Source organism: Streptomyces indicus, from assembly GCF_900100315.1.
GTDB classification, from domain to species: Bacteria; Actinomycetota; Actinomycetes; order Streptomycetales; family Streptomycetaceae; genus Streptomyces; species Streptomyces indicus.
The window spans coordinates 611,116-624,230 of record NZ_FNFF01000001.1; the positions used below are offsets into that span (position 1 = coordinate 611,116).

10 protein-coding genes are annotated in these 13,115 nt (G+C 71.0%); 6 read left to right on the forward strand and 4 right to left on the reverse strand.

Annotated features, from left to right (window positions below; genetic code table 11):
- Nucleotides 1–32: 32 nt before the first annotated feature.
- A complete protein-coding gene (locus tag BLT97_RS02785; RefSeq protein WP_245769105.1) occupies nucleotides 33–2,612 on the reverse strand; it encodes a PA14 domain-containing protein in 2,580 nt (859 codons plus the stop codon).
- Nucleotides 2,613–2,871: 259 nt separating this feature from the next.
- Here BLT97_RS02785 and BLT97_RS02790 point away from each other — a divergent pair, with 259 nt between their 5' ends.
- The 5 genes from BLT97_RS02790 (at nucleotide 2,872) to BLT97_RS02810 (ending at nucleotide 8,845) form a co-directional block, all read left to right on the forward strand.
- Complete coding sequence (locus BLT97_RS02790) at nucleotides 2,872–3,897, forward strand: LacI family DNA-binding transcriptional regulator (RefSeq protein WP_093607007.1); 1,026 nt, start codon at nucleotides 2,872–2,874, stop codon at nucleotides 3,895–3,897.
- A gap of 265 nt (nucleotides 3,898–4,162) precedes the next feature.
- Nucleotides 4,163–5,275 (forward strand): ABC transporter substrate-binding protein, encoded by a 1,113-nt coding sequence (locus tag BLT97_RS02795; protein WP_093607008.1) that lies wholly within the window; start codon nucleotides 4,163–4,165, stop codon nucleotides 5,273–5,275.
- Between the two features lie 2 nt (nucleotides 5,276–5,277).
- Entirely contained in the window at nucleotides 5,278–6,867 is a 1,590-nt protein-coding gene (locus BLT97_RS02800) for a sugar ABC transporter ATP-binding protein (RefSeq protein ID WP_093607009.1), read from the forward strand.
- Nucleotides 6,864–7,826 carry an ABC transporter permease gene (locus BLT97_RS02805; protein WP_093607010.1) on the forward strand — a complete coding sequence of 321 codons (963 nt, stop codon included), beginning with the start codon at nucleotides 6,864–6,866 and terminating at the stop codon, nucleotides 7,824–7,826. The genes BLT97_RS02800 and BLT97_RS02805 overlap by 4 nt, the downstream gene beginning before the upstream one ends.
- On the forward strand, nucleotides 7,823–8,845 hold the full coding sequence (locus BLT97_RS02810) for an ABC transporter permease (RefSeq protein WP_093607011.1): 1,023 nt from the start codon (nucleotides 7,823–7,825) through the stop codon (nucleotides 8,843–8,845). The genes BLT97_RS02805 and BLT97_RS02810 overlap by 4 nt, the downstream gene beginning before the upstream one ends.
- A gap of 43 nt (nucleotides 8,846–8,888) precedes the next feature.
- On the opposite strand, the gene glgC is transcribed toward BLT97_RS02810, so the two are convergent.
- The 3 genes from glgC to BLT97_RS02825 all read right to left on the reverse strand — a co-directional run bounded on the left by glgC (nucleotide 8,889) and on the right by BLT97_RS02825 (nucleotide 12,143).
- Complete coding sequence (glgC, locus tag BLT97_RS02815; protein ID WP_093607728.1) at nucleotides 8,889–10,106, reverse strand: glucose-1-phosphate adenylyltransferase; 1,218 nt, start codon at nucleotides 10,104–10,106, stop codon at nucleotides 8,889–8,891.
- Between the two features lie 92 nt (nucleotides 10,107–10,198).
- The gene (gene glgA / locus BLT97_RS02820; protein ID WP_093607012.1) at nucleotides 10,199–11,359 is read right to left on the reverse strand and encodes a glycogen synthase; all 1,161 of its coding nucleotides are present in this window, start codon (nucleotides 11,357–11,359) and stop codon (nucleotides 10,199–10,201) included.
- A gap of 64 nt (nucleotides 11,360–11,423) precedes the next feature.
- Entirely contained in the window at nucleotides 11,424–12,143 is a 720-nt protein-coding gene (locus BLT97_RS02825) for a (2Fe-2S)-binding protein (RefSeq protein ID WP_093607729.1), read from the reverse strand.
- Nucleotides 12,144–12,317: 174 nt separating this feature from the next.
- Between BLT97_RS02825 and BLT97_RS02830 the strand changes: the two genes are divergently transcribed.
- A complete protein-coding gene (locus tag BLT97_RS02830) occupies nucleotides 12,318–13,025 on the forward strand; it encodes a carbonic anhydrase (protein ID WP_093607013.1) in 708 nt (235 codons plus the stop codon).
- Nucleotides 13,026–13,115 lie beyond the last annotated feature (90 nt).

Here is a 13,115-nt window from a genome sequence, read left to right on the forward strand (position 1 = left end):
GGCACCGATCCCCCGCCCCCACTCGGGTCACCTCAGGCGCACTGCACACCTCCCGGGGCCGCCGCTTCCCTGATCAGCGCCTCGTGCGCGGCCTTGATCCGCTGCTGATCGCCCTTCAGGACCTTGCGGTCGTAGGTGAGCAGGCCGTTCAACTCGCCTTCCACATCGGTGATCTGGGTGTACACGGCTCCGTTGCCGCCCTGGCAGGCGAGCGTCCGTACCTTGTCGAGCAGGGCCAGGTACTCGTCCGTGTACTTCGCGCGGTCCACTCCGACGTAGGTGTGCCGGACCGGCCAGGCGTGGCCCGGCACGGCCAGGCCGAGGCCGCCGTACTCGCCGCTGACCAGGGCCCGTTCGCCGTCCGGCTGCGGGAGCAGCGGGCTCGGGTAGCCGTGGGCGTCGGCGATGTCGCCGTTGCCGCCGTCCACCGCGCCGCAGCAGTTGAGTCCGCTCATGTTGTTCACGAGCCGGCTCGGGTCCCAGGTCTTCGCCTGGTCGGCGATGCGCGCCTGGTCGTACTGACCCCAGCCCTCGTTGAAGGTGACCCACATGATCACCGAAGGGCTGGAGACGTGCTGGTCGATCATCTTCTTCATCTCGTGCTCGTACTGCGCCCGCGAGGCGGCGTCCGGGGTGCGCCCGGCCGTCATGGAGGGCATGTCCTGCCAGACGAGCAGCCCGATCCGGTCGGCATGGTGGAACCACCGGTCCGGTTCGACCTTGATGTGCTTGCGCACGGAGTTGAACCCGAGGTCCTTGTGCGCCTTCAGGTCGTACGCGAGCGCCGCGTCGCTCGGCGCCGTGTGCAGGCCGTCCGGCCAGAAGCCCTGGTCGAGCGTGGCCATGGAGAACACCGGCTTGCCGTTGAGCAGGATCCGGGGCGTGCCGTCCGCCTTCTCGACTTGGACGGAGCGCATCCCGAAGTAGCTCGCGACCTTGTCGCCGCCGACCGTCACCTTGAGGTCGTACAGGTGCGGGTCGTCCGGTGACCACAAGTGCGGGTCGGGGACAGGGACTTGGAGGGTGCTGCCGGACTTGCCGGTGGCGCGTCCGACCTCGCGCTTGCCGTCGTAGGCCACGGCGGTGACGGGCACGCCGTCCCGTACGCCCTGCACATCCACGGCGAGCCGCTCGCCGGCCACGTCCGGGATCAGTTTGAGCCCGGAGGCGTGGTCCGCGGCCACCGGCTCCAGCCAGACCGTCTGCCAGATGCCGGAGGATGCGGTGTACCAGATGCCGGACGGGTCGAGGCGCTGCTTGCCGAGCGGCGGGTTCTCCGCTCCGTCGGCGTCCGTCGGGTCGTACACGCCGACGATCAGCTCCTGCGTGCGGCCGGGCTTGAGCGCGTCGGTGATGTCGGCGCTGAACCGGTCGTAGCCGCCCTTGTGTTCGGTGACCTTCTTGCCGTTGACGTAGACCACGGACTGCCAGTCGACGGCGTCGAAGTTGAGTTTGATCCGCTTCTTGTCGTCCCACTTCTCGGGGACGGTGAAGGTGCGGCGGTACCACATCCGGTCCTCGTGCCGCTCGACTCCGGAGAGCTGGGACTCCACGGGGTACGGGACGAGGATGCGCTCCTTGAGGCGCTTGCCGAACGGCGGCTGCTCACCGGCCGAGGCGCCGGCGAACTCCCAGGTGCCGTTGAGGTTCTGCCAGTCCTTGCGGACCAGTTGCGGGCGGGGGTACTCGCGCCAGGCGTTCTGCGGCGTGACCTCCTCGCCCCACTTGGTGGTGAGCTGGTGCTCGGAGTCGTTGGTGCCGCCGCTCCAGAAGGCGCCGACCGCCTTGCCGTCCTGCGCGGTCAGACCGCCTTGGCCGTCGTAGCGCAGATCGACCTGTCCGCCCTGGCCGACCACGGGTTCGGTCAGCTCGATCAGGAGCTTGCGCGGGTCGTCGGGGTCCAGGCGGGCGGCGCCGAGCGGCCACTCGGCCCCGCCGATGACGGCGTCGATGTGCTCGGTGAACTCGGCGGGTGGGGCCGCGAGTTCCTGCACGAAGTCGAGGCGCAGGGTGCGTCCTGAGGCGAGGACGGAGCCGCCGTACGCGCCGTCGTAGTCGAAGCCGTCCGGGAGCCGGAAGGCCGACTGCGGGATGGGCTGCTTGGCCTGGCCGGGCTGGATCCAGTTGACGTGGAGGTTCGAGCCGCCGTAGTGCTCGAAGTACTCGACCTTGAACTCGTAGGCGGTGCCCGCGGTCAACTCGACCGGCTGCGAGGTCTGTTCCCGGTCCCAGTCGTCCACCCAGTGGTCGATGGCGAGCTTGCCGTCGACCCAGAGCCTGAAGCCGTTGTCGCCGATGACGGTGAAGGTGTGGGCGCCGCTGCGCTCGGGGACGAGCTTGCCGGTCCAGCGCACGCTCACGTCGTCGGAGCGGCCGGTGGCGGAGGCCAGGCGCGTCTCCAGGTTGTCGAAGTCGAGGTTCGGGTCGAATCCGGTGGCCTTGAGTTCCGCGAAGTCGAAGGCTCCGGGGGCGGATTGGGTGTAGTACTCGCCCTTGAGACCGGGTGGCTGCACGGGATCCTCCGCTGCTTGGGCCGCGGGCAGCGCGGTCAGGCCCGCGAGGGCGAGCAGGGCCGCGAGCAGCAGGGCGAGCCTGCTCCTGCGCGGCGTCACGCGGCCGGTGCGTAACGCCCGTCGGCTTCTCAGTCGTTTTCTCACTCGCACGTGCTCCTCCTTCTGACGAAGGGTGGCGGGTCGTCGGATGAGTCTGTACAACGTTGGAAGGAACGGCAGTTGGCATGACAGCACGGCACCGACCGGCTGTCCAGGGTCATGACAAAGGGCCAGTACACGCGCCTGTACATCGATGCAACCCTCGGGGGTGCGTCGCCGCAGGCCGGGGCCAGGGGCGCCCGCCCCGGAGGGGATTCGCGTGAGGGTGAGCCTCAAGGACGTCGCGGAACGCGCCGGCGTCTCGATCAAGACCGTCTCGAACGTCGTGAACAACTACCAGCACGTCACTCCGGCGATGCGCGAGAAGGTGCAGCGCGCCATCGACGAACTGGGCTACCGGCCCAATCTGACCGCCCGCCACCTGCGCAAAGGCCGCACCGGCATCATCGCGCTCGCGGTGCCCGAGCTCGGCAACCCGTACTTCGCGGAGCTCGCGGGCGCCGTGATCGACGCGGCCGCCGAGCACGACTACACGGTGCTCCTGGACCACACCAGGGGCGACCGCGAGCAGGAGATCCTCGTCAGCCAGGGCTTCCGGGCCCGCGTGATCGACGGTCTGATCCTCAGCCCGCTCGAGCTCGAGGCCGACGATCTGCGCGCCCGCACCGACGACGTCCCGCTGGTGCTGCTCGGCGAGCGCGAGTACGACCTGCCGTACGACCACATCGCGATCGACAACGTGGCGGCGGCCCGCGCCGCGGTGCGCCACCTGCTCGGCCTCGGCCGGACCCGGATCGCCTATCTCGGCGCCCGCACCGACACGGCCAACCGGCCCGCCCACCTGCGACTCCAGGGCTGGCGCGAGGAGTTGACGGCCTCGGGGCAGCCCGCGCCCGACTCCCTGGTCGGCCCGGTGGGCGGCTGGGACCGCGCCGACGGCGCCGTGGCGATGGCGCGGATGCTGGACGCGGGCATGCGGCCCGACGCGGTGTTCGCGTACAACGACCTGGTCGCGATCGGGGCGATGCGGGTGCTGCACGAGCGCGGGCTGCGAGTGCCGTGGGACGTGGCGGTGGTGGGCTTCGACGACATCGTCGAGGGCCGGTTCGGCGCGGTCTCGCTGACGACGGTCTCGCCGGACAAGCACGCCATCGCGCGGCTCGCCGTGGAGTCCGTGATCAGCCGCCTGAGCGGGGCGGCGGCCGCCAACGGGGAGCCGCAGGGACGCGAACTCACAGCGGATTTCCGGCTGGTGGAGCGCGAGAGCACGCTGGGACGCCGGTAGACGGCGCCCGGGACCGGTACGCACCGGCCGCCGCACGAAGGGTTTACAGCCCTCTTCCAACGATGTAAAAGATTCTCGAACGCTCCAGGTTCGCGAACTCCCGGGTTCTCGAACGCTCAGTTCGCGAACTCCCGGGTTCTCGAACACTCCAGGTTCGCCAACCTCCGGGTGGCCGAACCTTCCGCACCGGACCGCGAGTTGACCGCACCAGCCGATCTCCCACGCGTGCCTGAGCGCCGCGGGGCCGCGCCGTAATGGGGACTCCATGAAGCCGACCGTTCGTCTGCGCCGCAACACCGATCGCCGCACGTCCGCCCCCACCCTGCTGACCGCCGGGCTCTGTCTCAGCCTGGCCCTGGCCACCGGCTGCGCCAAGTCCGAGGACGACCCCTCCGACGCCAAGGACACCGGCAAGGCCGCCGCCGACGCGGGCCAGGAGGTCGCCGAGCCCTCGGGCGACCAGAAGACCTGTGACCTCACGGCCTTCGGCGGCAAGAAGCTGGATCTGAAGGGCGCCACCGTCGGCTTCTCGCAGTCCGAGAAGGAGGCCAATCCGTTCCGTATCGCCGAGACGGCCTCGATCAAGGCCGAGGCGAAGGAGCGCGGGATCAAGCTCCTGACGGCCAACGCCCAGTCGCAGTTCTCCAAGCAGATCAGCGACGTCCAGGACCTCATCGCCAAGGGCGCCGACGTCCTGGTGATCGCCCCGCTGAACTCGGACGGCTGGGGCCCGGTCCTTCGCACCGCCGCGCAGAAGAAGATCCCGATCGTCACCATCGACCGGAAGATCAACGCCGAGCCCTGCAAGGACTACGTCTCCTTCATCGGCTCGGACTTCGTCGAGCAGGGCAGGCGCGCCGCCGACCGGATGATCGAGGCCACCGGCGGCAAGGGCGAGGTGGCGATCCTGCTCGGCGCCCCCGGCAACAACGTGACCACCGAGCGCACCAAGGGTTTCAAGGACCGCATCGCCGAGAAGGCCCCGGACCTGAAGGTGGTGTTCGAGCAGACCGGTGAGTTCGCCCGCGAGAAGGGCCAGCAGGTCACCGAGCAGCTCATCCAGTCCAAGCCGGACATCACCGGGATCTACGCCGAGAACGACGAGATGGGCCTCGGCGCCGTGAACGCGCTCAAGGGCGCGGGCAAGAAGGCCGGCGACGTGCGGATCGTGACGATCGACGGCACGCGCGGCGCGGTGCAGGGCATCGTCGACGGCTGGATCCACGGCGTGGTCGAGTCCAACCCGCGCTTCGGACCGCTCGCCTTCGAGACCCTCGACGCCTTCACCAAGGGCGAGAAGGTCGGGCAGGACATCGTTATCAAGGACACCGAGTACACCGAGGACAACGCCGAGTCCGAGATCGGCAAGGCGTACTGAGGATGACGGAGACGTACGACGCGGGCGGCCCGCAGGCGGGGAGCGGGCCGCCCGGTGCGGAGGCCGTGCTCCGCACCGCGGGCGTCACCAAACGGTTCCCCGGCGCCCTGGCGCTCGACGGTGTGGACTTCGCCGCATATCCCGGCCGGGTGCACGCGCTGATCGGTGAGAACGGCGCGGGCAAGTCCACCCTGATCAAGGTCCTGACCGGTGTGTACCGCGCCGACGAGGGGCTCGTGGAGTACCGGGGCGAGCCGGTGGAGTTCGCGACGCCGCTGGAGGCGCAGCACGCGGGGATCTCCACCATCTACCAGGAGGTCAACCTCGTCCCGCTGATGAGTGTGGCCCGCAATCTGTTCCTGGGCCGTGAGCCCCGCAACCGGTTCGGGCTCATCGACTTCCGGCGGATGCACCGCGAGGCCGAGGAGGCCCTGCGCGATCTGGGCGTACGGGTCGATGTCACGCGGGCCCTGCGCACGCTCGGCATCGGCGCCCAGCAGATGGTGGCGCTGGCCCGCGCGGTGCAGGTGGACGCGCGGGTCGTGGTGATGGACGAGCCCACGTCCTCGCTCGAACCCCGCGAGGTGGAGACGCTGTTCGGGGTGATCCGGATGCTGCGCGACCGGGGCATCGCGGTCGTCTACGTCAGCCACCGGCTCGACGAGCTGTACGAGGTCTGCGACACGGTGACCGTGCTGCGCGACGGAAAGCTGGTGCACACCGGCCCGATCGCGGAGCTGGACCGGCTGCGCCTGGTCTCGCTGATGCTGGGCCGGGAGATGGGCGAGGTGCGCGCGGAAGGGCTCACCAAGTTCAGCGGCGAGCACGAGACCGGTGGCGAACCGGTGCTCACCGCACGGGGGTTGAGGGTCCGGCACACCCTGCATGACGTCTCGCTCGCCATCCGGCCCGGCGAGGTCGTGGGCCTCGGCGGGCTGCTCGGCTCGGGCCGCAGCGAGACCGCGAAGGCGGTGGCCGGCGCGCTGCCGCCGGACGAGGGCGAGGTGCTCGTCGCCGGTGCGTCCGTCCGTACGGGCTCCACCCCTGCCGCCATCCGCGCCGGGATCAGCCTGCTGCCCGAGGACCGCAAGGCCGAGGGGATCGTGCCGGGCCTGTCGGTGCGCGAGAACATCGCGCTGGCCGCACTGCCGGGCCTGTCCCGGTTCGGTCTGGTCGACGAGGAGCGGGTGGACCGGATCGTCGACACCTTCATGAAGCGTTTGCGGATCAAGGCGTCGGGACCGCACCAGAAGGTGGGCGAACTCTCCGGCGGCAACCAGCAGAAGGTGCTGCTCGCGCGCTGGCTGGCGATGCAGCCCAAGGTGCTGCTGCTCGACGAGCCGACCCGCGGGATCGACGTGGGGGCGAAGGCCGAAGTGCAGAAGCTGATCGACGAGTTGGCCGCGGACGGACTCGGGGTGCTGCTGATCTCCTCGGACATGGAGGAGCTGGTCGAGGGTTCGGACCGGGTGGTGGTCCTCAAGGACGGCGCCGTGGTCGCGGAGCTCGCCGGCGCCGAGGTGACCGAGGACCGGCTGCTCGAAGCGATCGCCGCCCATTCCCGAGCCCCGGAAGAGGGTGCGCCGTCATGACCCAACTGGCCCTGCGCGGCGTCCCCTTGGACCGCGCACGCGTACTGCGCCTGCTCCAGGACTACGGCGTGTACGCCGGTGTCCTCGCGCTGCTGCTCGCCAACGTCCTGCTCACCCCGCACTTCGTCTCGGCGGAGAACTTCCGCACCCAGGCCGTCCAGGTCGCCCCCGTCATCATCGTGGCGCTCGGCATGGCGCTCGCGATCGGCAGCGAGGGCGTGGACCTGTCGGTGGGGTCGGTGATGGCGCTCTCCACCTCGCTCATCTCCCTCTACCTGGGATACGGACCGGTGGCGGCGATCCTCGTCGCCGTGCTCGGCGGGATGCTGGTGGGCCTCGCGAACGGTTCCCTGATCGCCTTCATCGGGGTGCAGCCCATCGTCGCCACGCTGGCGCTGATGGTGGCCTGCCGCGGGCTCGCGAACGTGTTCCTGCCGCAGCTCAAGGACGTACGCGACCCCACGATGGCCTCGCTGGGCAGCGGCAGCGTGCTCGGCATCCCGTATCTGGTCCTGATCGCCGTGGCGCTCGCGCTGCTCGTCGCGTTCACCGTCAAGCGCACCACCTTCGGCCGGCAGCTGCTCGCCATCGGCGACAGCAGGCCCGCGGCGCAGCTCGCGGGGCTGCCGGTGCGGCGCGTCCTGGTCGTCGTGTACGTGGTGTCCGGCGCCCTGGCCGCGATCGCCGGTGTGCTCGCGACGGCCCGGCTCACGGCCAGCGACCCCACCTCGCTGGGCACCCTGATGGAGCTCTCCGCGATCACGGCCGTGGTCGTGGGCGGCACCCCGCTCAGCGGCGGCCGGGTCCGGATCGGCGGCACCGTCGCGGGCGCCGTCCTGATCCAGCTCCTGACCGCCACGCTGATCAAGCACGATCTGCCGCCGTCCTGGACGCAGATCGCCCAGGCCGTAGTGATCGTCGCCGCCGTCTACGCGGCGCGGGAGCGGGGAAGGCGATGAGTACCCAGATGAAGAGCCCCGTGTTGGATGCCTCGCTGCCCGAGGAGGAGCCGCTCGGCGCGCGCCGCGGCGAACGGCTCACCGCGCTGGCCCAGCAGCACGGCGCGCTCGTGGCGCTGCTGCTCACGGTCCTGATCGCCTCGGTCAGCTTCGAGGCGTTCCCGACCTCCGACAACCTCGGCAACATGGCGGTCGGTTCGACGTTCCTCGCGATCGTCGCGCTCGGCATGACCTTCGTCATCGTCACCGGCGGCATCGACCTCTCGGTCGGCTCCACCTTCGCGCTCGGCGGGGTGCTCGCGGCCTGGGGTTCGCAGTACGGGACGCTGGTGGCGCTGCTGCTCCCGCTGGCCGTGTGCGGGCTGATCGGCCTGGTCAACGGGCTGCTGATCGCGAAGTCCCGGCTTGCGCCGTTCATCGTGACGCTGGCCGCGATGCTGCTGGCCCGCGGCATCCTGCTCGCGGTCACGGACGAGGGCTCCACCACCTACCTGGTCGAGGAGCGGTCCTTCCTCGCGACGCTCGGCGAGGAGAGCCTGCTCGGAGTGAGCCTGCTGGTGTGGATCACGGCCGTCCTGTTCGTGCTCGGCGCGCTTGCCCTGCGCCGCAGCCGTTTCGGGCAGTACGTGTACGCGGTGGGCGGCAACGAGGACGCGGCCTCGCTCATGGGCGCCCCCGTGGCCCGTACGAAGATCGCCGTGTACACGCTCTCCGGGCTGTGCGCCGGGCTCGCGGGCGCGCTGAACGCCGCCTACCTCATGTCGGGCGTGACGATCCTGGGCGTCGGCATGGAGCTGGACGCGATCGCGGCGGTGGTGATCGGCGGGACGCTGCTCACCGGCGGGTTCGGCTTCATCAGCGGCACGCTCGCCGGGGTGCTGCTGCTCCAGGTGATCAAGAACATCATCAACCAGATCGGCTCGCTCGACTCCTCCTACCAACAGGTGGTCAGCGGGGCGTTCCTGGCGGTGGTGGTGGTCGCGCAGACGTGGCTGGGGCGCAAACGGCGGATGCTGTGAACTCCCTTGCGCGGACGGGTCGTCCGGCAGCGCCGCGCAAGGGTCACTCCACGCGTTGGCCCTTTCCGAGGGCGATCACCCCACCCTTGGACACCGTGTAGAGCTCCTGGTCCCGTTCGGGGTTGACGCCGATGGTCGCCCCGGGCGGGACGTCCACGTTCTTGTCGAGCACGGCGCCGCGCACGACCGCACCGCGTCCCACCCGCACGTTGTCGTGCAGCACCGAACCCTGCACCACCGCACCCGCCTCGACCACCACGCCCGGGGACAGCACGGAACCGGTGACCTGGCCGCTGATGACGCAACCCGGGCTGACGATGGACTCCCCCGCGATGCCGCCGGCCACGAACTTCGCGGGCGGCAGCTGGCCGGGGTGGGTGTAGATGGGCCAGCGGCGGTTGTAGAGGTTGAACACCGGGTGGTCGGAGATCAGGTCCATGTGCGCTTCGTAGTACGCGTCCAGGGTGCCGACGTCGCGCCAGTAGCCGTGGTCGCGGCCGGTCTCGCCGGGGACGTGGTTGTCGTCGAAGTCGTAGAGCTGGGCGACCCCGCGCTCGGTGAGCATCGGCAGGATCGAGCCGCCCATGTCGTGCTTGGACGTGGGGTCCTCGGCGTCCTTCTGGAGGGCGTCGATCAGGGTCTTGGTGGTGAAGAGGTAGTTGCCCATGGAGGCGAAGACCTCGTTCGGGCTGCCGGGCAGGCCCGGCGGGTCGGCGGGCTTCTCCAGGAACCGCTCCACGCGCGTGCGGTCCTTGGCCGGGGTGATGATCCCGAAGGAGGAGGCCTCGGCGCGCGGCACCCGGATGCCCGCGACGGTGACGCCCGCGCCGGACTCGATGTGCTGGTTCAGCATCTGCCGCGGGTCCATCCGGTACACGTGGTCGGCGCCGAACACCGCGATGTAGTCGGGCTGTTCGTCGTGCACGAGGTTCAGGGACTGGAGGATCGCGTCCGCGCTGCCGGAGAACCAGCGCGGGCCGAGGCGCTGCTGGGCCGGTACGGGGGTCACGTAGTTGCCAAGCAGGCTCGACATCCGCCAGGTCGTGGACACATGCCGGTCGAGGGAGTGCGACTTGTACTGCGTCAGCACGCAGATCCGGAGGATGTCCCCGTTGACGAGGTTGGAGAGCACGAAGTCGACCAGCCGGTAGGTGCCGCCAAAGGTCACCGCCGGTTTCGCCCGGTCGGCTGTGAGCGGCATCAGCCGCTTGCCTTCCCCACCCGCAAGGACTATGCCGAGCACCGAAGGTCCGCCGCGCATCGCCGCCCCCTGGATCGCCTGGTACGCCTGGTTCACATGGATCGACTGGTTCGCCTGGTGTTCTGGTGCGTCTAGTAGGTCTAGGTCTAGGTCTAGGTCGCCGAGCTCACTGCCGCGTACAGATCCGCCGTCCTGCGGGCCACCGCGTCCCAGCCGAACTCCCCGACGGCACGGGCGCGTCCGGCCGCGCCCATGCGGGTGGCCCGCCCGGGGTCCCGTACGAGGGTGTTCAGGGCGGCGCCGAGCGCGGACTCGAACCCTTCGGGGTCCTTCTCGTCGTAGGGCACGAGCAGCCCGGTCTCCTCGGTGACCACCTCGGGGATGCCGCCGACGGCGGAGGCCACGACGGCCGTGCCGCAGGCCATCGCCTCCAGGTTCACGATGCCGAGCGGCTCGTACACCGACGGGCAGACGAACACGGCCGCGTGGGTGAGGAGTTGGACCACGTCGGGGCGCGGCAGCATCTCGGGGATCCACTGCACCCCGGAGCGGCCGCGGCTCAGCTCCTCGAAGAGGGCGCGGAACTCGCGGTCGATCTCGGGGGTGTCCGGGGCGCCGGCGCACAGCACCAGCTGGACGTCCGGGTCCAACTGCCGTGCGGCGCGCAGGAGATGGGGGACGCCCTTCTGGCGGGTGATGCGTCCGACGAAGAGGACGTACGGGCGTCCGGCGTCGATGCCGTACCGCTCCCGCGCGTCCCCGTCCGGGTCCGGGCGGTACAGCTCGGTGTCGATGCCGTTGTGGATGACGTGCACGCGGTCCGGGTCGACGGCCGGGTAGCTCTCCAGGATGTCGGCCCGCATCCCGTGCGACACGGCGATCACCGCGTCGGCCGCCTCGACGGCGGTGCGCTCGGCCCAGCTCGACAACGCGTAGCCGCCGCCGAGCTGTTCGGCCTTCCAGGGGCGCAGGGGTTCGAGGGAGTGCGAGGTCATCACGTGCGGGATGCCGTACAGGAGCTTGGCGAAGTGGCCGGCGAGGTTGGCGTACCAGGTGTGCGAGTGCACGAGGTCGCGGTCGGCGACGGCGGCGGCCATGGACAGGTCCACGGAGAAGGTGCGCAACGCGTCGTTGGCGTCGGCGAGCGCGGGCCAGGCGGCGTGCCGGGTGACGGTGTCGCTCCCGCCCTCTCCCCAGCAGTGCACGCGGACGTCGGCGAGCGCCCGTAACTCCCGCGCGAGGAACTCCACATGGACTCCGGCGCCGCCGTAGACGTCCGGCGGGTACTCACGGCTGAGCAGTCCGACCTTCACCCACAGCCCTCCGGTCCTCGGACGCGACGGCGTTGCCTCGTACGGCGATGGCGCACCCTCATGGTCACCCAGTTCGGCGGGGAGCGGAAGGGTCCGGTGGCGTACGGAAGCAGCAGTCGCCGCAGACTCCGCCGCCGGGGATCCGGTAGTAGAGGCAGCAGCTGCGCCGCCGGAAGGACTCGCCCTCGTACGCGCCGGTGCCGCGCAGCCGCGGGTCCTCGAAGAGGCGGGCGGCGAGGGCGCCCGCGCGCTCGGCTGCTTCGGCGTCCCCCGTACGCCGTGCCCAGCGCCGGATCTCGCGGTCCGCGGCGGCCAGGGCCGATCCGGCGTTGCCCCACAACAGCCGGTCGGAGATACGGAAGCGGGCGTGCAGGGCGGCGCCGAGCGGTACGAGGTGCCGTTCGAGCACGACCTCGGCGAGGTCTTCGACGGGACGGGTGCCCGCGGTGGTGAGCGCGAGGTCGTCGGGGCTCGATGCGTCGGGGTCCCAGTACAGGGTGGCGGGATCGAGCTCCGGGACGCGGCCGAGGAGCGCCGCCGCGCCGAGGGCCACGGACCAGATCCGCGCGGCCAGCCCCAACTGCGCGATGGACACGGCGATACGGACCTCGTCGGCCCCGATCGCGGAGCGCACCTTGGCCACGCGGAAGCCGAGCGCGTCGTGCTGCCCGGCGTAGACCTGCGCGAGCGGGGCCCCCGCGGGCCGCGATTCCGTCCGCAGCGCGAAGAAGCCGCCGACGGAGGAGACCCGTGCGAGGTCTCGGGCGGTCAAGGGCTCGGGCATGGGGTTCATGGTCGCAGGGGGTCGGCGGGCCCTCGCGGCCGGGTTCCTGGCAGGCGGGTTCCTGGCAGGAACCCGATGGTCACCCACAGGTCGCCGGAGTCCGGTGGTCACCCACAGGTGGGTTCCTCGTGCGACACCCGCGCGGCGTCCGCGGGGCGTGGCCACCATGGCGCCATGAGCACCGATCCGCAGGACGTCCCGGCCACCTCCCGCCCGCGCGGCCGCCGCGCCTTCCTCGGGCTCGGAGTCGCCGCCGTGCCGCTCGCCGCGCAGGTGCCCGCCCCGCGGGCCGCCGACCCGGACCGGCCGCCGCGGACCGCGGCCGAAGCGCTGCGCAGGCTGCGCGAGGGCAATGCGCGCTACGCGGAGGCGCATGCGCGGCATCCGCACGAGAGCAGGCGGTGGCGGCGGGCGGTGGCCGTGGCGCAGCATCCCTTCGCCGTCGTGCTCGGCTGCATCGACTCGCGGGTGCCGCCGGAGCTGGTCTTCGACCAGGGGCTCGGCGATCTGCTCGTGATCCGCACGGCCGGGCACGTCCTGGACGAGGCCGTCCTCGGCAGTGTGCAGTACGGCGTCGCGGAACTCGGCGTACCCCTCGTGGTCGTCCTGGGGCACGAGCGCTGCGGCGCGGTCGGCGCGGCGGTCGCACACGTACGCGACGGCGGGCACACGGGCGGACATCTCACGCGGGTCGTGGACGGCATCGCACCGGCCGCCCGCGCGACGCGCTTCCGGGCGGGCGACTGGGTGGACCACGCCGTACGGGAGCACGTGGACCGGGTCGTGGCGCAGGTCCGGGACGATCCGGCGCTCGGCGGCGCCGTGGTGGAGGGGGCGCGTTTCGATCTGGACAGCGGACGGGTGCGGTTCCGGAACGCGTAGGGCGCGGATCCCGGGCGCCCCACGGACCACTCCCTGCGCAGGTCACCGGTGCCCACCCAGGGGACTACGCTGCGTGGCGCGTACTCCAAC

Excerpts from the sequence above, each read along its gene's own strand:
- BLT97_RS02830 (WP_093607013.1), top strand. The coding sequence starts at position 12,318 with ATGAGCACCGATCCGCAGGACGTCCCGGCCACCTCCCGCCCGCGCGGC.
- BLT97_RS02800 (WP_093607009.1), top strand. The coding sequence starts at position 5,278 with ATGACGGAGACGTACGACGCGGGCGGCCCGCAGGCGGGGAGCGGGCCG.
- glgC (WP_093607728.1), bottom strand. The coding sequence starts at position 10,106 with ATGCGCGGCGGACCTTCGGTGCTCGGCATAGTCCTTGCGGGTGGGGAA.
- BLT97_RS02795 (WP_093607008.1), top strand. The coding sequence starts at position 4,163 with ATGAAGCCGACCGTTCGTCTGCGCCGCAACACCGATCGCCGCACGTCC.
- BLT97_RS02825 (WP_093607729.1), bottom strand. The coding sequence starts at position 12,143 with ATGCCCGAGCCCTTGACCGCCCGAGACCTCGCACGGGTCTCCTCCGTC.
- BLT97_RS02805 (WP_093607010.1), top strand. The coding sequence starts at position 6,864 with ATGACCCAACTGGCCCTGCGCGGCGTCCCCTTGGACCGCGCACGCGTA.
- BLT97_RS02810 (WP_093607011.1), top strand. The coding sequence starts at position 7,823 with ATGAGTACCCAGATGAAGAGCCCCGTGTTGGATGCCTCGCTGCCCGAG.